Here is a 17,754-nt window from a genome sequence, read left to right on the forward strand (position 1 = left end):
CTTGGGAGACGATCGTGAAAGACTTACTTCAGTTTCTAAAGAAACAGAATACGTCCGAAGAATTTAACGGCATTAAGATCGGTCTGGCCTCGCCGGACATGATCCGCAGCTGGTCTTTCGGCGAAGTGAAAAAGCCGGAAACCATCAACTACCGTACCTTCAAGCCGGAACGTGATGGCCTGTTCTGTGCCCGGATCTTTGGTCCGGTTAAGGACTACGAGTGTCTGTGTGGCAAGTACAAGCGCCTCAAGCACCGTGGTGTGATCTGTGAGAAGTGTGGCGTCGAAGTGACCCAGACCAAAGTGCGTCGTGAGCGCATGGGTCACATCGAGCTGGCTTCCCCAGTTGCACACATCTGGTTCTTGAAGTCCCTGCCGTCCCGTATCGGTCTGTTGCTGGACATGACCCTGCGTGACATTGAGCGCGTGCTCTACTTCGAAAGCTATGTGGTGATCGAGCCCGGTATGACTGCGCTTGAGCGCGGCCAGATGCTGACCGAAGAAGAGTACCTGGACGCTCTGGAAGAGCACGGTGACGAATTCGATGCCCGCATGGGTGCCGAAGCGGTGAAAGAGCTGCTGAAAGACATCGAGCTGGAACCAGAAATTGCGGCCATGCGCGAAGAGTTGCCACAAACCAACTCCGAGACCAAGCGCAAGAAGATCACCAAGCGCTTGAAGCTGATGGAAGCCTTCTACAACTCTGGCAACAAGCCTGAGTGGATGATCATGGGCGTTCTGCCGGTTCTGCCGCCGGATCTGCGTCCGCTGGTACCGTTGGACGGTGGCCGCTTCGCGACCTCCGATCTGAACGATCTGTACCGCCGCGTGATCAACCGGAACAACCGTCTGAAGCGTCTGCTCGACCTGGCTGCGCCGGACATCATCGTACGTAACGAAAAGCGCATGCTGCAGGAATCTGTTGATGCGCTGTTGGATAACGGCCGTCGCGGTCGCGCCATCACCGGCTCCAACCGTCGTCCGCTGAAGTCTCTGGCCGACATGATCAAAGGTAAGCAGGGTCGTTTCCGTCAGAACCTGCTGGGTAAGCGCGTGGACTACTCCGGTCGTTCCGTAATTACCGTAGGTCCTACCCTGCGTCTGCATCAGTGTGGTCTTCCTAAGAAGATGGCACTGGAGCTGTTTAAGCCCTTCATCTACGGCAAGCTGGAAGCCCGTGGCCTGGCCACTACCATCAAAGCTGCCAAGAAGATGGTTGAGCGTGAAGTCGCTGAAGTTTGGGACGTTCTGGACGAAGTGATCCGCGAACACCCAGTGATGTTGAACCGTGCACCAACCCTGCACCGTTTGGGTATCCAGGCGTTCGAACCGGTTCTGATCGAAGGTAAAGCGATCCAACTGCACCCACTGGTGTGTGCGGCCTACAACGCCGACTTCGATGGTGATCAGATGGCGGTACACGTACCGCTGACTCTGGAAGCCCAGCTCGAAGCCCGCGCCCTGATGATGTCCACCAACAACATCCTGTCTCCGGCGTCTGGTGATCCTGTGATCACCCCGTCTCAGGATGTGGTCTTGGGTCTGTACTACATGACCCGTGAAAAGGTGAATGGCAAGGGTGAAGGTATGGCCTTCGCTTCTGTTGAAGAGGCCGAAAAGGTTTACCGCACCGGTGATGCCGAACTGCACGCTCGCGTGAAGGTTCGTATCAACGACAGCTACACCGATGAAGATGGTAACGTGATCGAAGAGACCAAGATCTTTGACACCACCATTGGTCGCGCCATCCTGTCCATGATCCTGCCGAAGGGCCTGCCTTTCGAACTGATCAACCAGGATATGGGTAAGAAGCCGATCTCCAACGTGCTCAACACCTGTTACCGCAAGTGTGGTCTGAAAGACACAGTGATCTTTGCTGACCAACTGATGTACACAGGTTTTGCTTACGCCACTGTTTCTGGCACCTCTGTTGGTATCAACGATATGGTGATCCCAGCTGCCAAGAAAGAGATTGTTGAAGCCGCTGAAGAGGAGGTTATCGAGATCTCCGAGCAGTTCCAGGCCGGTCTGGTGACCGCTGGTGAGCGTTACAACAAGGTGATCGACATCTGGGCCAGCGCCAACGAAAAAGTTTCCAAAGCGATGATGGACAACTTGTCCACCGACGTTGTGGTGAACCGCGATGGCGAAGACGAAGAGCAGAAGTCCTTCAACAGCATCTACATGATGGCCGATTCCGGTGCTCGTGGTAGTGCTGCTCAGATCCGTCAGTTGGCGGGTATGCGTGGCCTGATGGCGAAACCAGATGGCTCCATTATCGAAACCCCAATTAAAGTGAACTTTAAAGAAGGTCTGTCGGTACTGGATTACTTCATCTCCTCGCACGGTGCACGTAAAGGTCTGGCCGATACCGCACTGAAGACCGCAAACTCCGGTTACTTGACCCGTCGTCTGGTTGACGTCTCTCAAGATCTGGTTGTGGTTGAGGACGACTGTGGTTCCGAAGAGGGCCTGACCGTTAAGCCGCTGATTGAAGGCGGTGACGTGGTTGAGCCACTGCGCGAGCGCGTACTGGGCCGTGTGGTAGGCAAAGACGTGATGAAGCCAGGTACTGATGAAGTCCTGATCCCGCGTAACACCCTGCTGGACGAAAAACTGTGTGACGTTATCGAAGAGAACTCCATCGATGAGATGATTGTTCGCTCCGTGATCACCTGTAAGACCGACTTCGGTGTCTGTGCCAACTGTTATGGCCGTGATCTGGCCCGAGGCCACATGGTGGCGGAAGGTGAGTCCATCGGTGTGGTAGCGGCACAGTCCATTGGTGAGCCGGGTACCCAGCTGACCATGCGTACCTTCCACATCGGTGGTGCGGCATCTCGTGCCTCTGCCGAGTCCAATGTTCAGATCAAGAACTCCGGTTCTCTGAAGCTGCACAACGCCAAGTACGTTGTAAACGCCGAAGGTAAGATCGTGGTCGTGTCCCGTTCTACCGAGCTGGCCGTGATCGATGAGCTGGGTCGTGAGAAGGAACGTTACAAGCTGCCTTACGGTGCTGTTCTTGAGAAGGCTGAAGATGACGCGGTGAACGCCGGTGACATCGTGGCTAACTGGGATCCGCACACGCACCCAATCATCACCGAGGTAGAGGGTCAGGTTAAGTTCGTCGATATGATCGATGGCGTCACCATGACCAAGCAGACCGACGAACTGACCGGTCTGTCTAGCATCCTGGTACTGGACCCGGCTCAACGCCCGAGCGCCGGTAAAGAGATGCGCCCGATGGTGAAGCTGGTTGATAAAGCCGGTAACGATATCCTGATCCCAGGCACCGAAGTGGTTGCCCAGTACTTCCTGTCCGGCAACGCGATTGTCAACTTGGAAGATGGCGCTGCCGTAGGTGTGGGTGACGCGGTTGCCCGTATCCCACAAGAGTCTGGCGGTACTAAGGATATTACGGGTGGTCTGCCACGCGTAGCTGACTTGTTCGAAGCCCGTAAGCCTAAAGAGCCTGCGATCCTGGCTGAGATCACCGGTACCATCTCCTTCGGTAAAGAGACCAAAGGCAAACGTCGTCTGGTGATCACTCCTCATGATGGTGGTAACGCCTATGAAGAGATGATCCCGAAATGGCGTAACCTGAACGTCTTCGAGGGTGAGAAGGTTGAGAAGGGTGAAGTGATCGCGGACGGTCCAGAAGCGCCGCACGACATCTTGCGCCTGCGTGGTATCCACGCGGTGGCCAACTACATCGTTAACGAAGTCCAGGACGTATACCGTCTGCAGGGCGTAAAAATTAACGATAAGCACATCGAAGTGGTTATTCGTCAGATGTTGCGTAAGTGCATCATCGTCGATGGCGGTGACACCGAGTTCCTGCCGGGTGAACAGGCCGAAGTGGCCCGTGTTAACCAGGCAAACCGTGAACTGGGTGAAGATCAGCGTCCTGCCACCTTCGAACGCGAGTTGTTGGGTATCACCAAGGCGTCTCTGGCGACCGAGTCCTTCATCTCAGCGGCCTCGTTCCAGGAGACCACGCGCGTACTGACCGATGCGGCTACCTATGGTAAGCGTGATGATCTGCGCGGTCTGAAAGAGAACGTGACCGTGGGTCGTCTGATCCCTGCGGGTACCGGCTATGCTTACCATCGTAAGCGTCAGCAGGAAGCAAAGGGTGAAGCAGCGCCGACCGTGTCTGCCTCCGAAGCGGAGCAGAACCTGGCGGATCTGCTAAATGCCTCCATTACTGACAAACAGTAATCGAAGACACTGCTTGAAGAGGGCACCTTCGGGTGCCCTTTTTGTTGCAAAAACCGAGCAGGCTTGCCGAAGATCGAAGGCAAGGCTGGCTAAATCTTGACACGTAACCTGCAGGTGCTTAAAATTTCGCGTCCCCCAACTGTGGGGGTAGATTTTTCGCACCTAAAACTGAGTTACTGAGTCGTTTTCAGTCAATCAGGAGTTAATGAATGGCTACTGTTAATCAGCTGGTTCGTAAGCCGCGTAAGGACAAGGTTCAAAAGACCAACGTTCCTGCCCTGGCTGCGTGCCCACAAAAACGTGGTGTTTGTACTCGCGTGTACACCACCACCCCTAAGAAGCCGAACTCTGCACTGCGTAAAGTGTGCCGTGTTCGTCTGACCAACGGTTTTGAAGTCACCTCCTACATCGGCGGTGAAGGTCACAACCTGCAAGAGCACTCCGTAGTGCTGATCCGTGGCGGTCGTGTAAAAGATCTGCCAGGTGTTCGCTACCACACTGTACGTGGCGCGCTGGACACCGCTGGTGTTAGCGACCGTCGTCAGGGTCGTTCCAAGTACGGTGCTAAGCGTCCTAAGTCTTAATGGTTCTCCGTTAAGTAAGGCCAAACACTTTAATTATTGTTCATCCTGTTTTGGATAAACCTGAAGAAATCGGAGAGATCCCATGCCAAGACGTCGCGTCGTAGGTCAACGTAAAATCCTGCCAGATCCTAAGTTCGGATCTGAGCTGCTGGCGAAGTTCGTGAACATCGTCATGCTGGACGGTAAAAAATCCACCGCTGAAAAAGCAATCTACGGTGGTCTGGAAGCAGCTGCTGCCAAATCTGGCAAAGCTGAACTGGAAATTTTTGAAACTGCTCTGGACAACATTCGTCCGACCGTGGAAGTTAAGTCCCGCCGTGTAGGTGGTTCTACTTACCAGGTGCCGGTAGAAGTTCGCCCAGTGCGTCGTAATGCCCTGGCCATGCGCTGGTTGGTAGATGCGGCTCGTAAGCGTAGCGAAAAATCTATGGCTCTGCGCCTGGCAGGTGAACTGCTGGACGCTGCCGACAACAAAGGCACTGCGGTTAAGAAACGTGAAGACGTTCACCGCATGGCTGACGCGAACAAAGCGTTCGCTCATTACCGCTGGTAATGAACCAATGGCGTGGCTCTTCGGAGCCGCGCCACTTTTGCGCTTTTTTGCGCAAACTCTGGAGTAATATCTGAGGCCCCAGGCCTTAGAAAGAGGAATTTATTGTGGCTCGTACGACCCCTATTGAGCGCTATCGCAATATCGGAATTTGTGCACACGTGGATGCGGGTAAAACCACCACCACGGAACGTGTACTGTTCTACACTGGCCTATCACACAAAATCGGTGAAGTGCACGATGGTGCTGCGACCATGGACTGGATGGAGCAGGAGCAGGAGCGTGGTATTACCATCACCTCGGCTGCTACGACTACCTTCTGGCGCGGTATGGACGCTCAGTTCACTGAGCATCGCATCAATATCATCGACACCCCTGGACACGTGGACTTTACCATTGAGGTAGAGCGTTCATTGCGTGTGCTGGACGGCGCTGTGGTGGTGTTCTGTGGTTCCTCCGGCGTTGAGCCGCAGTCCGAGACTGTATGGCGTCAGGCCGACAAATATCACGTACCCCGTCTCGTGTTCGTTAATAAAATGGACCGTGCCGGCGCAGATTTCGATCGGGTTGTTGAACAGATCCGCGATCGTCTGGGGGCCACCTGTGTGCCGATCCAGATGAACGTGGGCGCTGAGGATGAGTTCCGTGGCGTCATCGACCTGATCAAGATGAAATACATCAACTGGAATGAGGCCGATCAAGGTACCTCATTCGAATACCACGAAGTACCTGCCGAGCTGGCCGACAAGGCCGCTGAGATGCGCGAGTACCTAGTGGAAGCCGCCGCGGAAGCGAGCGAAGAGTTGATGGAAAAGTACCTGGAAGAGGGTGAACTGTCCGAAGAAGAGATCAAACAGGCTCTTCGCCAGCGTACTCTGAACAACGAGATTGTTCTGGCCACTTGTGGCTCCGCCTTTAAGAATAAAGGCGTACAGGCCGTTTTGGATGCCGTTGTCGAATACCTGCCGTCTCCGGTGGATGTGCCCGCCATTAAAGGTGTGGACATGGACGACAACGAAACCTCGCGTCCGGCCGATGACAATGCGCCATTCTCTGCTTTGGCCTTTAAGATCGCCACCGATCCCTTCGTGGGCACCCTGACCTTTATGCGGGTTTATTCAGGGGTGGCCGAAACGGGACAGGGCGTTTACAACTCCGTCAAGCAGAAGCGTGAGCGCTTCGGTCGTATGGTGCAGATGCACTCCAACGACCGTAAAGAGATCAAAGAAGTGCGTGCCGGTGATATCGCCGCCGCCATTGGTCTGAAAGACGTGACGACCGGTGACACTCTGTGTGATCAGGACCATAAAGTGGTTCTGGAGCGCATGGAGTTCCCCGAACCGGTGATCCAGATTGCCGTGGAGCCTCGCACCAAGGTGGATCAGGAAAAGATGGGCATTGCCCTGGGTAAGTTGGCCGCAGAGGATCCGTCTTTCCGCGTGGAAACCGACGAAGAGTCCGGCCAAACCCTGATCTCCGGTATGGGTGAGCTGCACCTGGACATCATCGTCGACCGCATGAAGCGTGAATTCAGCGTCGATTGCAATGTCGGTAAGCCTCAGGTGGCTTATCGCGAGACCATCCGTTCCGCCACCGAGGTGGAAGGGAAGTTCGTGCGCCAGTCCGGTGGTCGTGGTCAGTTCGGTCATGTATGGCTGAAACTGGAGCCGCGCGAGCAGGGCGAAGGCTACGAGTTCGTCAATGAGATTGTGGGCGGGGTGGTTCCAAGAGAATACATCCCGGCTGTAGACAAAGGTATCCAGGAGCAGATGGCTCAGGGTGTGCTTGCGGGCTTCCCTGTACTTGACGTTAAGGTTACCTTGTTCGATGGTTCGTTCCACGACGTGGACTCCAACGAAATGGCGTTTAAAATCGCCGCTTCCATGGGTTTCCGCAAAGGTGCCCTGGAGGCGTCACCTGTGTTGCTTGAGCCGATGATGAAGGTTGAAGTGACTACGCCAGAAGATTGGATGGGTGATGTCGTTGGGGATCTGAACCGTCGACGTGGCATGATCGAAGGGATGGATGACGGCACTGCCGGCCTGAAGATCGTTCACGCCAAGGTGCCGCTGGCCGAAATGTTTGGCTATGCCACCGATTTGCGCTCTGCTACGCAGGGGCGTGCTTCCTACTCCATGGAGTTTGCCGAGTACGCCGATGCACCGCAGAACGTGGCGAAAGCCGTGATTGAAGCTCGCGGATATTAATATCCGTCAGGGCAAAATCCTGAACTCAGTTCGTTAACAGACTCGGTTCCCCGGGACCGAGTCGCAAATTGAAAGGAAAGACGTCGTGTCTAAAGAAAAGTTTGAACGTACGAAACCGCACGTTAACGTTGGTACCATTGGCCACGTTGACCACGGTAAAACCACTCTGACCGCTGCGATCACCAACGTGCTGGCTAAGCACATGGGTGGTGAAGCCAAAGCGTTCGATCAGATCGATAACGCTCCTGAAGAGCGCGAGCGTGGTATCACCATCGCTGCTTCTCACGTTGAGTACGACACTGAGATCCGTCACTACGCTCACGTAGACTGCCCAGGTCACGCTGATTACGTTAAAAACATGATCACCGGTGCTGCCCAGATGGACGGCGCGATCCTGGTTTGTGCCGCGACTGATGGCCCAATGCCACAGACCCGTGAGCACATCCTGCTGTCTCGTCAGGTTGGCGTACCTTACATCATCGTGTTCCTGAACAAGTGCGACATGGTTGATGACGAAGAGCTGCTCGAGCTGGTAGAGATGGAAGTTCGTGAACTGCTGTCCGAGTACGACTTCCCAGGCGACGACACTCCAGTGATCCAGGGTTCTGCCCTGAAAGCTCTGGAAGGCGATGCCGAGTGGGAGAAGAAGATCCTGGAACTGGCTGAAGCTCTGGATACCTACATCCCAGAGCCAGAGCGTGCTATCGACGGTGCGTTCATCCTGCCAATCGAAGACGTATTCTCCATCCAGGGCCGTGGTACCGTAGTTACCGGTCGTGTAGAGCGTGGTATCGTTCGCGTGGGTGACGAAGTAGAGATCGTTGGCGTTAAAGAAACCACCAAGACTACCTGTACCGGTGTTGAAATGTTCCGCAAGCTGCTGGACGAAGGCCGTGCTGGTGAGAACTGTGGTGTTCTGCTGCGTGGTACCAAGCGTGAAGAAGTAGAGCGTGGTCAGGTTCTGGCTGCTCCTGGTTCTATCAACCCGCACACCAAGTTCACCTCTGAGGTTTACGTACTGTCCAAAGAAGAAGGTGGTCGTCACACCCCATTCTTCAAAGGCTACCGTCCTCAGTTCTACTTCCGTACTACCGACATCACCGGCACCATCGAGCTGCCAGAAGGTGTTGAGATGGTAATGCCAGGCGATAACATCCAGATGGAAGTTACCCTGATCGCACCTATCGCGATGGAAGAAGGCCTGCGTTTCGCTATCCGTGAGGGTGGCCGTACCGTAGGTGCTGGTGTTGTTGCTACCATCGTTGAGTAATCAACGGTAGTACACACTACTCCCTAAAAGGGCGCCGAAAGGCGCCCTTTTTGCGTTTGTCTGGTTGATGGTAGGCGGAGCAGCAGGTGTGGCCACTTGCTATACTCTTTGGGCGTCGAGTTCCGGCCGATTTTTGGGCTGGCAACACTGTCCCCCGGAAAGAGGTCCTGTCAGTGCAACTCTCCATCGTTATTCCACACTTCAATGACATCGCCAAGCTTGGTCGATTACTCGACTCTATCGATTATCAGTCAGGGCAGATGGAGGTGCTGGTGGTGGACGACCATAGTGCGCCAGAGCAGGAGGCGCAGCAGATCAGCCACCGCTATCCTTGGGTCACTTTCCTGTCCAACCGGCCAGGGGCGAAGGGCGCCGGAGCCTGTCGTAATGTGGCGTTGGAGCGTGCTAAAGGGCGTTGGCTGCTGTTTGCCGATGCGGACGATTATTTTCTTCCGGGCGCCTTTGAGCTGGTGGCTGAGTACTTCAATTCCTCGGCGGAACTGGTGTTTTTCAAGCCCTGCTCACACGATGAGAGCGGTGGGCAGTTTGCTCATCTGAGGGATAGAACCGAAAATTATCGCCGTTTGGTGGAGGCCTATTGCCGGAAAGGGGAGGCATTGCCCCTAAAATTGCGTTTCTTCGTTCCCTGGAGCAAGCTGGTCCGGCGGGAGCTGGTGGAGCGCCAGCATATCCGTTTTGACGAAGTGATCGCTGGGAACGATCTGGTCTTTTCTTTGCGCTGTGGTGTGGAGTGTCGCGAGCTCAGTGCAACCGAGCGCAGCCTCTATTGCGTGACTCGAGATGTGGGAACCTTGACCACCAAAACGGATCGTGCTCGTTTATTCAGCCGCTTACATGCCACCATTCGGTACAACCAGCTGCTCCAGTCTTATAGTTTGCCCGAACACCAGCATAGCCTGTTGGGTTTTGTGGTTCGTGCCTGGAAGTTAAGCCCAAGGGATGGCTGGCAAGCGATCCAGGAGATCTCGGCCAGCGGTCATCGCTTTCTGATCAAGTCGCCTTGGGTTTACCTGAAGCAGATCCCCCATTACCTAGCGCGATTGCGTTACTTGTCTCGGATGTAGGAGCCGAATGAGCGAGGTGAGCGGGATATACAATGCACTGCGCTCGGCGATCACGCTGAGCGTGCTGTCTCGGTACAGTGCGTACGTAGTGAGTCTACTCGTGATGATGGTCTATGCCCGCCTGTTCACTCCTGAGCAGTTTGGGATAGTGGCGATCATCAACGTTTTTGTCCTTTTTTTCATGGTATTTGGGGAGGCGGGACTCAGTGCCGGGATCGTCAGCCATGTAGCGATCGACGGTCGGGAGCGGGATGGGATCTTCAGCTTTACGGTGTTTCTGGCTCTGCTGGTGGCGGCGGCTTTTTACCTGTTTCTTTTTCTGCTGAATGGCCTGTATGAGCGCAATGACCACCACTTGCTGGGTTTGTTCGCGACCGGTGCCATCTTCTTCAATGTCCTGGCGGCTGTGCCGTTGGCCGCATTCCTTCGGCAAAGATCTTTCCATCGTATTGCTCTGCATACGGCCATCGGCGAATTGGTCGCCTTGTGCCTGGTTGCCACTCTTTGGCGGCTTGGCTACGGGATCTGGGCCTTGGCAGCGCGACCGTTGTGGGTGGCTTTGACCGTGTTCGCGCTTCACTGGCAGCAAAGTGTCTCCACTGAGTTGGGCAGACCCGCTTTGGGTTCACATTGGCGGGCTGTCTACACGATCGCGCATTTTTCCTCCTTTTTGCTGGGCTTCAACCTGCTGAATTACCTATCGCGAAACAGTGACAATATCTTGGTGGGGAAATGGCTGGGCGCCGGCGCACTGGGGATCTACGAGAAGGCCTATGCCATTATGAAATACCCCATGATGCTGCTGAGCTTTGCGGTCAACCCGGCGATCCAGCCGACCATCACCCTCTATCGAGATCAGCCCCAAAAGGTCTGTCAGGTACACCTTCTGTTGATCCGCAAACTCTCTTTTATGGCGGCATTGCTGAGCTTTGTGGTGTTTAGTCAGGCCCATTGGATCGTATGGCTGTTATTGGGAGAGCAGTGGGGCTCGGTAGTGCCCTTATTGCAGATCCTGGCCGTGGCGATCCCTGTCCAGGCGATCACGGCTTGTAACGGCGGTTTTTGGCAGGGTATGGGGGATACACGCAACATGTTCATCAATGGGGTGCTCAGTGCCGTGATCCTGGTGCTTACCATAGTGGTGACCCTGCTGCTCTTCTCTGATCTTCGGATCCTCTGTCTGGCGCTGGTTGGAGCGTTCCATCTGGTGTTTATCGTGGCCTTGCAGCGACTGTTCTCCTGTCTCTATGGGCGTTCACTGTGGCCGGTGATGCGGGAGCTTATTGGCTCATTGTTGCCATTTTGGCTGGCGTGTGGGATCTGGCTTTGGGGGCCGATGCACTCAAGTGTTTCGCTGTCCCTGGTGACCCTGCTGCTGTTTGTGCCCTTTATGCGCCGCCAGTTGCGGGGACGGGGTGCCTTGTAACAGTAATTCCAGCCAGACCTGGTGGATCTGGGCCGGATCTGTGGTGTGGCTTAAGGCCAGCGCAGAGCGGGCATAGCGATGGAACTGCTCTGTGTCGGAGAGTATCGCGCGGACTCTGTCGGCAAAGAGAGCAATCTGATTGGCCGGTACGATATGGCCATTTTCACCTTCACGGACAATCCAGTGCAGTGCGTCAAAGGTGTCGAAGGCGACGATGGGGAGTCCTTGGCTGCGTGCTTCGATCAGTGTATTGCCAAACCCTTCAAAGTGGCTGGTCATGAGGAATAGGGCATGTTGCCTGAGTAAAGGAACTATCTGCTGATCTTCACCCAGATAGCGGACATTGGGGTGGTGCCGCAACTGTACTTGCAAACCGCTAAGCTCTTTTTTGCTTCCTCCCCCATACAGTGAAAGCTGGTAGTGCGGTCCCAGTGCCGCCATCACAGCCAGCATATCTCGATAATTCTTGTGGTTCTCCTGGATGCGTCCTATGGATATGAGCTTTCGAGAGAAGGGCGGAGGGGAGTCTGCCTGCGCCAGCCGGCAGGCTCTGGGGATCACCACGACGGGACAAGAAAGTGTCGGGCAGCGTGATCGTAACGCCAGTCTGTCGCTGTCTGTGTAGACCGTCATCGCATCTATCTGCTTTTGATAACGATGGAAGATCTGGCCCTGGCTTCCCCCTAAAAAGAGGTCAAACCGATTGGTTTGTACCAGTATGATCCGACATCGTTGGCGAACGGCTCGTGGCAGGCAGGCCAACACAAAGGGATTAAACAGCAGCAGGGTGTCACCATCTTTCATATGGGCTTGAAAACGGGCCCGATCGACCGCCTGTGAACCGATCATTGCCAGTTTTCGATGAAGCGTCGAAGGGGCGAGCCCCCATCGCCGGTACTGGAGTCCGACGGGCCCCTTGTTGTCCGAGGCTGGACCGGGAGCGACATACCACTCACAACAGTGTTGCCCGGCTTGCAGCAGAGCGTTTGCCAAGCCGCGGACTGTGGTCTGGACTCCGCCACTGCTGGTGGATTGACTGAAGTGGACAAAATGGAAGGTCATGACGAGAGTGGAAACCGCAGTGTCTGGAGAGATGTCGTCAGCGCAGGTGAGGTGGAGACTGGCTGCAGGGTGCAACTGTGGCACAGGGCAAAGACGATCCAGATGTAGTTACCGCCCAGGAAGAGGCCATCGTTATGGAAAGCCGAATGTGCGAAGTAGGGCAGCAGGCCAATCAATAGATAGTGGGAGTTTTCCTGCTTGAGTCGATACAGGTACCAGCCCATAACGCCAAGGGCACCGATCCCGTAGACAAAGAGAAGCTTTATCAGTGCGTTGTGTGTCTCTCTTCCGGCGACGGCATGGGCATTATCCATTTGGTAGAGCAGGTGCCAGTATTGGCTCTGCAGCTCAGTGGTGTCTGCCAGCCAGCCATAACCCATCGGGGCATCGAGAAACAGTAGGAAGCTGACGAGCGTCAGGGGTTTGCGTGCGGCGAATGAGCTGTCCTCTGTGCTTAGGATCCGCAGATCCAGCGCTTCGTAGAGGATGGGTTGAAGGACGGGGATCGCCAGTAGCAGAGCTCCACCCAGCAGTAGCAGGGGCAGCTTGTACCGACTTTGGAAGAACAGGTGAGCCGGCCCGAGCAGCAGGAGCCCGTACAAGCTGGAACGGGTGGCGGTAAAGAACACGGCCAGTAGGACCCAAAATAAGATCCCATAGGCTATCCATGGTGTTTGAGGGAATAAACGTGCGTAACGCTGTGGCTGCATTCGGGAAAGATAGAACATCAGGTAGATGAGACAGGCCTGGTATCCCAGATGGATGTTGGAGTAGGACAGGCCCCGGGGACGAAAGCGGTCGATAAAGACACCGTTGCCGGACTGGTTCTCGGTGACAAATATGTCTGCCCTGGCGAGACCCTGAAGGCTGGCCAGTTTATTGGCCAGATCCCAGGCAGGTTGCAGATCCAGTCCCTGCAGGATTGCGACCGTGGCCGAGACCATCACCATCAAAAGAAATCCTCGGGCTAGGAGTTCAGGGCTCAGCAGGAGGCTGAGCAGTAGGAAAGTCAGCAGGATCATGGCGGGTTGAACTATGTATCGGAACAGCTGCATCGCAATGGCGGCGGGCTCAAAGTGAAACAGCAGCGAAGCCAGGAGGCCGAACAGCCCCATGGAGAGCAGTGCGCGAATGTGGATATTGTCAAAAAGGGGTTGCCAGGAAAATCGGAACAGGGTGAGCAGGCCTGTTAAGCAGAGCAACAACACCCAGGTGCGCAGCGGCAGACCGACGCTGAGTTTGACCAGAAAAAACGACAGCCCAAGGAAGAGCAGCGCCAGTCCCGCGAAGATCAGTCGGGGCAGCTTTAAGCTTCTCTCCATTCACTCTCCTACGCCGGTATTTTCCCCTAAGTGTTGGAACTTGAGCTTAGTTCCAAAGTGCGCCCCGTGCCTCAGGGGGATAAGTTTTCTACTGACTTTGAGTCAGTTGTCTAAGCTTGTCTGTGCGTATTCAGGGGGGAGGGGAGCGGCAGCATGCAGGTAAAAAGTGAGAGCCTAATCGTTGTCTTTATGTATGGCGAGTCAGCTACTCGACTGACTAAAAACGGCTTTTTGAATATCGATAGCACAATTGCGGCCGCTTACTTGGAAACGGGACTGTGCCGTCGTGTGCTCTGGCTGACCTATGATCCTGCGGATCTCTCTCTGATCGCTGATCTGAAGGCACGAGGTCAATTGGCAGAAGGGATCGAAGTCTTGCCGGCTCCCGCTTGGGCCAGTTCTTTTTGGGGCCGAATGTTGTACTCCCTCGTTGCGCCCTGGATCCATCGTCAGGCCTTTCGTCAGGCTCAGGCAAGCATTGGTCAGCAAACCAGTGGTGCCTGGACCGGCGCCATTGGCAAAGTGCTGTTCGGCACTAGGTTTGTTTATCGTTATGGCCACTCTCTGTGGCGCCGCCACCTCGATCGGCGGCAGTGGGGACGGTTGGTCCTATCCTGGCCCCTGGATCGTTTATTGACGCGTTTTTCCGATCATACGCTTGTCTGTACCCATCTGGATTACGCTTATAGTCTCGGGCTCAAAAACGTCACCCTGTGTCCTAACTTTATTGATACGCGGCAGATCAGGGCACTTCCTCCATGGCCGAAGCGACAGGAGCGGGCGGTCTACGTTGGACGCCTGATGCCCTTTAAGAATGTGTTCAACATGGTCGAAGCCTGTGGCCGTGTGGGGTGGCCTCTGGATATCTATGGTGATGGCCCACTCAGGGCGGAGCTGGAGCAGCATGCGGGGGAGGTTGGGGCCGAGGTCTGCTTTAAAGGGATCCAGCCCAATGAGCAGATCAGGGAGGTGTTACCAGGTTACAAGTATCACTTGCTGGTGAGTAACTTTGAGGGGATGCCCAAAGCCTTACTGGAAGGCATGGCGGCCGGCTCCTTATGCCTTGTGACCCCTATCTTTGGTTGTACCGAGATCATTGATGACGGGGTGAATGGCCTGGTTGCCGAGGGGGAAGACCTCGAAAGTCTGGTAAGGCTGTTTGAAAGGGCCAAGGGGACGGATGGTCAGATGATAGGGAAGAACGCCGTGACAACGATCCACGCGCACTACTCTCTTGAGCGGGTTGTCGAGCTGCATGGCAGAGCCCTGTTTGCCGATCAGGACCATCCCCAGTCGCTCGTGACGTAACGTTTTAATTCCATGGGTCGGCAAGGTTGGCCGACTGTTGTCGCAGGATGCATCAACCTAAACTCGTCGGTGTCGACGGCCGGGGTCATGCCTTCTGTTGGAAGGCATGACCCCGGTTGACTGCCTGGCGTAGGAGTGGGGTAAGCGCTGTGGCAGGTATTGCGCTGGTTGGTGGCAGAGGGTATGACTCGGACTATGGCGGCGTAGAGAATGCGATACGTCATCTTGCGCCGGAGATGGCCAGGTTGGCCGATGAGCCGATCTGGGTAACGGGGCGAGGGACAAAAAGCTGGTTTGTGGTAACTAAGCGGGATGGGGTTTATTCGCTCTGCGCTCCGGGCTGGATCAGTCGCCTGGGGCACAGCTTTACTACTCTTTTCGTGCTGCTATATCTGTTGTTGTGTTATCGCCCTCGTGTTGTTTGCCTCTTTGCTTCCGGCCCCTGCCTGCTAAGCGGCTTGACCCGCTTGTTTGGTGTTCCCACCTTGGCTTGTCTGCGCGCGCTGGACAGCCAGCGTGAAGGCTGGCGTGGGCCAAGCAAGTGGATCTTACAGGCGGGAGAGTACCTGGCCACTCATTGGGCCCATGCCTGTACGGTGAATAGCCTGGCCATGCAGCGCCACTTTGCTGAGCGCGGCCTCCACACCCACTATATTCCCAATGGGATCACCCATCCTGGGGCAGAGATCCCCGGAACGCTGGAGGCTTTGGGATTGATCCCCGAGGGCTATATCTTCTTCGCCGCTCGGCTGGATCCGGTCAAACGCCTGCATTTGTTGCTTGAGGCCCATCGAGGTTTGTCGTTGCCCCTGGTTGTTGCGGGAGGGCATTGTAAGTCGGCGGATTACGAGGCTCAGCTACGCGCTATGGCGGGTTCCAATGTGCTCTTTCTGGGGCATGTTGATAAGTCTGTGGTGGCCGACTTGATGCGCCACTGTGCCTTGTTTGTTCTGCCTTCCGTTCTTGAGGGGATGTCCAACAGCCTTTTGGGGGCCATAGGTGCGAAGCGCTGCGTCCTGTGTGCGGATGTCCCGGAGAATGCGGATGTGGTGGGAGGGGCGAGTGAAGCCCTGTTTAAGGCTGACAGTGCTGCTGAACTGCACCGCAAGCTCGCCTACTTTGTCGATCATCCGGCTCGGCGCCGGTGGGTTGCCAGGTCGCTTCAGGCAGCTTGTCGAGATCTGGACTGGGGGCGCTCGGCTCAGGGCTTTATCTCCCTGTGTTCAACGCTGGCCCCCGTGGACCCTCATGCATCCGAGCGGCCTTACTGAACCCCACGGAGGAATCGATGGCATTGGCCGGCAAGACCGTCAAAGGTATTGGTTGGACACTGGGAGGAAAACAGTTTCAGCAGATCACTGCCCTGGTGATCACGGCCATGCTTGCCAAGTGGTTGGGACCAACGGCGTTTGGTTTACTTGGAATGGTCATGGTCTTTGTTGGCCTGGCAAGGATCCTGGCGGATACTGGGATCGCCGCGGCCTTGATCCAGATGCAGGAGCTCAAGCCGGTTCATTGGTCGACCCTATTCTGGGTGAACCTGATGATGGCATCGTTGACGGGAGTATTGCTTTACCTTTGTGCCCCCGCCATTGCTGCGCTCTACGGCCAGCCTGAGCTGGTTGGGATCTGCCGCGGTCTGTGTGTAATGTTTCTGTTCTCCGGGATTGCCACCGTGCCTCAGGCACATATGAGAAAGGCATTACGCTTCAAGGAGCTGGCGCTGATCGATACCCTGGCTCACTTATGCGCAGGGATCCTGGCTCTGTGGCTGGCCTGGCTGGGGCTGGGGGTCTGGGCCCTGGTGGCGCAACCCATCGGCTTCCATGCCGGTAAAGCTCTATTGCTCTGGGTACGCTGTGAGTGGCGGCCTTCTTGGCTTTTTTCGCGCAAGGCCCTTGGCGAAGTGTTTCAGTTCAGTGCTCAGGTCATGGGGGTTCGATACCTGCAATATGGCATTGCCAATCTGGATCAACTCCTGATCGGCCAATTCCTCGGCCCCGTTGCCTTGGGGTACTACAGTTTGGCGCTTAAGTTGATGCTGGTGCCGATTCGCAATATCGCATTAGAGATCACCAAAGTCCTGTTTCCCTCCTTTGCCCGGCTTCAGGAGGACCGTGACGGCCTGCAAGCCGGCTATCTCAGAGCGCTGCGGGGAACTGCCATGGTGGTATTTCCGATGTTGATGGGAATGTGGGCGGTTGCCGAGCCTTTGGTTTCTCTCCTGTTTGGTATGGAGTGGATGGATGCAGTGCCAGTGCTCAAGGTGCTCTGCTGGGTTGGGATCTGCCAATGTCTCATCGCTGTATCCGGTGTGATCTTCCGGGTGACAAACCAGCTTGCCCTTGAGCTTAAATTGAATCTGCTCCGCTTGACCGTCATTGTCCTGGCGTTGACCGCAGTGGTCGATCTGGGGCTAATGGTGTTTACCTGGACCCGATTTGGGGCAGCCCTGCTCTTTTGTCTGGTGCAACAGTACTGGATTGGGCGGATCTTGGAGTATGACCCTCGTCGTCTATTGGGCGTTTTGCGGGTCCCCGTCGGCTTATCTGTTTTGATGCTTCTGGGTGTCATGTTGCTGGAACGGGGGCTTCCCCAGGCGAATGTTATGGGCTCTTTGGCGCTGCTGATAGCGTCTGGAGCGCTCGTCTATGTTGCCGGCCTGGCAGCGGTCTGGGTGTGGCACCGGAGACACAATAGCCAATGGTTATAGCTCCTTG

The 17,754-nt window shown here is 55.5% G+C and carries 12 protein-coding genes; 10 read left to right on the forward strand and 2 right to left on the reverse strand.

Translation table 11 applies throughout. The features are described from left to right. Nucleotides 1–14 precede the first annotated feature (14 nt). The 7 genes from rpoC (at nucleotide 15) to AC2D8U_RS19905 (ending at nucleotide 11,342) form a co-directional block, all read left to right on the forward strand. A complete protein-coding gene (rpoC, locus tag AC2D8U_RS19875) occupies nucleotides 15–4,220 on the forward strand; it encodes a DNA-directed RNA polymerase subunit beta' (RefSeq protein ID WP_484620827.1) in 4,206 nt (1,401 codons plus the stop codon). A gap of 209 nt (nucleotides 4,221–4,429) precedes the next feature. Further along, nucleotides 4,430–4,804, forward strand: coding sequence for a 30S ribosomal protein S12 (gene rpsL, locus AC2D8U_RS19880; RefSeq protein WP_067666107.1), 375 nt, complete (start codon nucleotides 4,430–4,432; stop codon nucleotides 4,802–4,804). Between the two features lie 82 nt (nucleotides 4,805–4,886). Beyond that, the gene (rpsG, locus tag AC2D8U_RS19885; protein ID WP_484620828.1) at nucleotides 4,887–5,357 is read left to right on the forward strand and encodes a 30S ribosomal protein S7; all 471 of its coding nucleotides are present in this window, start codon (nucleotides 4,887–4,889) and stop codon (nucleotides 5,355–5,357) included. Nucleotides 5,358–5,461: 104 nt separating this feature from the next. After that, a complete protein-coding gene (gene fusA, locus AC2D8U_RS19890; RefSeq protein ID WP_484620829.1) occupies nucleotides 5,462–7,561 on the forward strand; it encodes an elongation factor G in 2,100 nt (699 codons plus the stop codon). Nucleotides 7,562–7,646: 85 nt separating this feature from the next. Continuing rightward, complete coding sequence (gene tuf, locus AC2D8U_RS19895; protein WP_484620830.1) at nucleotides 7,647–8,831, forward strand: elongation factor Tu; 1,185 nt, start codon at nucleotides 7,647–7,649, stop codon at nucleotides 8,829–8,831. A 173-nt stretch (nucleotides 8,832–9,004) separates the two neighbouring features. After that, a complete protein-coding gene (locus tag AC2D8U_RS19900) occupies nucleotides 9,005–9,916 on the forward strand; it encodes a glycosyltransferase family 2 protein (RefSeq protein WP_484620831.1) in 912 nt (303 codons plus the stop codon). 7 nt (nucleotides 9,917–9,923) lie between these two features. After that, on the forward strand, nucleotides 9,924–11,342 hold the full coding sequence (locus tag AC2D8U_RS19905) for an oligosaccharide flippase family protein (RefSeq protein WP_484620832.1): 1,419 nt from the start codon (nucleotides 9,924–9,926) through the stop codon (nucleotides 11,340–11,342). Here AC2D8U_RS19905 and AC2D8U_RS19910 read toward each other — a convergent pair. Both AC2D8U_RS19910 and AC2D8U_RS19915 read right to left on the reverse strand, forming a co-directional pair. Continuing rightward, the gene (locus AC2D8U_RS19910) at nucleotides 11,259–12,191 is read right to left on the reverse strand and encodes a glycosyltransferase (RefSeq protein ID WP_484620833.1); all 933 of its coding nucleotides are present in this window, start codon (nucleotides 12,189–12,191) and stop codon (nucleotides 11,259–11,261) included. The genes AC2D8U_RS19905 and AC2D8U_RS19910 overlap by 84 nt on opposite strands. A 209-nt stretch (nucleotides 12,192–12,400) precedes the next feature. Continuing rightward, nucleotides 12,401–13,726: an O-antigen ligase family protein gene (locus tag AC2D8U_RS19915; RefSeq protein WP_484620834.1), complete on the reverse strand. Its 1,326-nt coding sequence runs from the start codon at nucleotides 13,724–13,726 to the stop codon at nucleotides 12,401–12,403. 153 nt (nucleotides 13,727–13,879) lie between these two features. Between AC2D8U_RS19915 and AC2D8U_RS19920 the strand changes: the two genes are divergently transcribed. The 3 genes from AC2D8U_RS19920 (at nucleotide 13,880) to AC2D8U_RS19930 (ending at nucleotide 17,747) form a co-directional block, all read left to right on the forward strand. Next, entirely contained in the window at nucleotides 13,880–15,034 is a 1,155-nt protein-coding gene (locus tag AC2D8U_RS19920) for a glycosyltransferase (protein WP_484620835.1), read from the forward strand. Between the two features lie 149 nt (nucleotides 15,035–15,183). Further along, nucleotides 15,184–16,305, forward strand: a complete 1,122-nt coding sequence (locus AC2D8U_RS19925) for a glycosyltransferase family 4 protein (RefSeq protein WP_484620836.1) — start codon at nucleotides 15,184–15,186, stop codon at nucleotides 16,303–16,305. Between the two features lie 17 nt (nucleotides 16,306–16,322). Next, nucleotides 16,323–17,747 carry a lipopolysaccharide biosynthesis protein gene (locus AC2D8U_RS19930; protein WP_484620837.1) on the forward strand — a complete coding sequence of 475 codons (1,425 nt, stop codon included), beginning with the start codon at nucleotides 16,323–16,325 and terminating at the stop codon, nucleotides 17,745–17,747. Nucleotides 17,748–17,754: the final 7 nt, after the last annotated feature.

This window comes from Ferrimonas sp. YIN67 (assembly GCF_057219095.1).

Excerpts from the sequence above, each read along its gene's own strand:
- rpsL (WP_067666107.1), top strand. The coding sequence starts at position 4,430 with ATGGCTACTGTTAATCAGCTGGTTCGTAAGCCGCGTAAGGACAAGGTT.
- rpsG (WP_484620828.1), top strand. The coding sequence starts at position 4,887 with ATGCCAAGACGTCGCGTCGTAGGTCAACGTAAAATCCTGCCAGATCCT.
- AC2D8U_RS19905 (WP_484620832.1), top strand. The coding sequence starts at position 9,924 with ATGAGCGAGGTGAGCGGGATATACAATGCACTGCGCTCGGCGATCACG.
- AC2D8U_RS19910 (WP_484620833.1), bottom strand. The coding sequence starts at position 12,191 with ATGATCGGTTCACAGGCGGTCGATCGGGCCCGTTTTCAAGCCCATATG.
- AC2D8U_RS19915 (WP_484620834.1), bottom strand. The coding sequence starts at position 13,726 with ATGGAGAGAAGCTTAAAGCTGCCCCGACTGATCTTCGCGGGACTGGCG.
- AC2D8U_RS19920 (WP_484620835.1), top strand. The coding sequence starts at position 13,880 with ATGCAGGTAAAAAGTGAGAGCCTAATCGTTGTCTTTATGTATGGCGAG.
- AC2D8U_RS19930 (WP_484620837.1), top strand. The coding sequence starts at position 16,323 with ATGGCATTGGCCGGCAAGACCGTCAAAGGTATTGGTTGGACACTGGGA.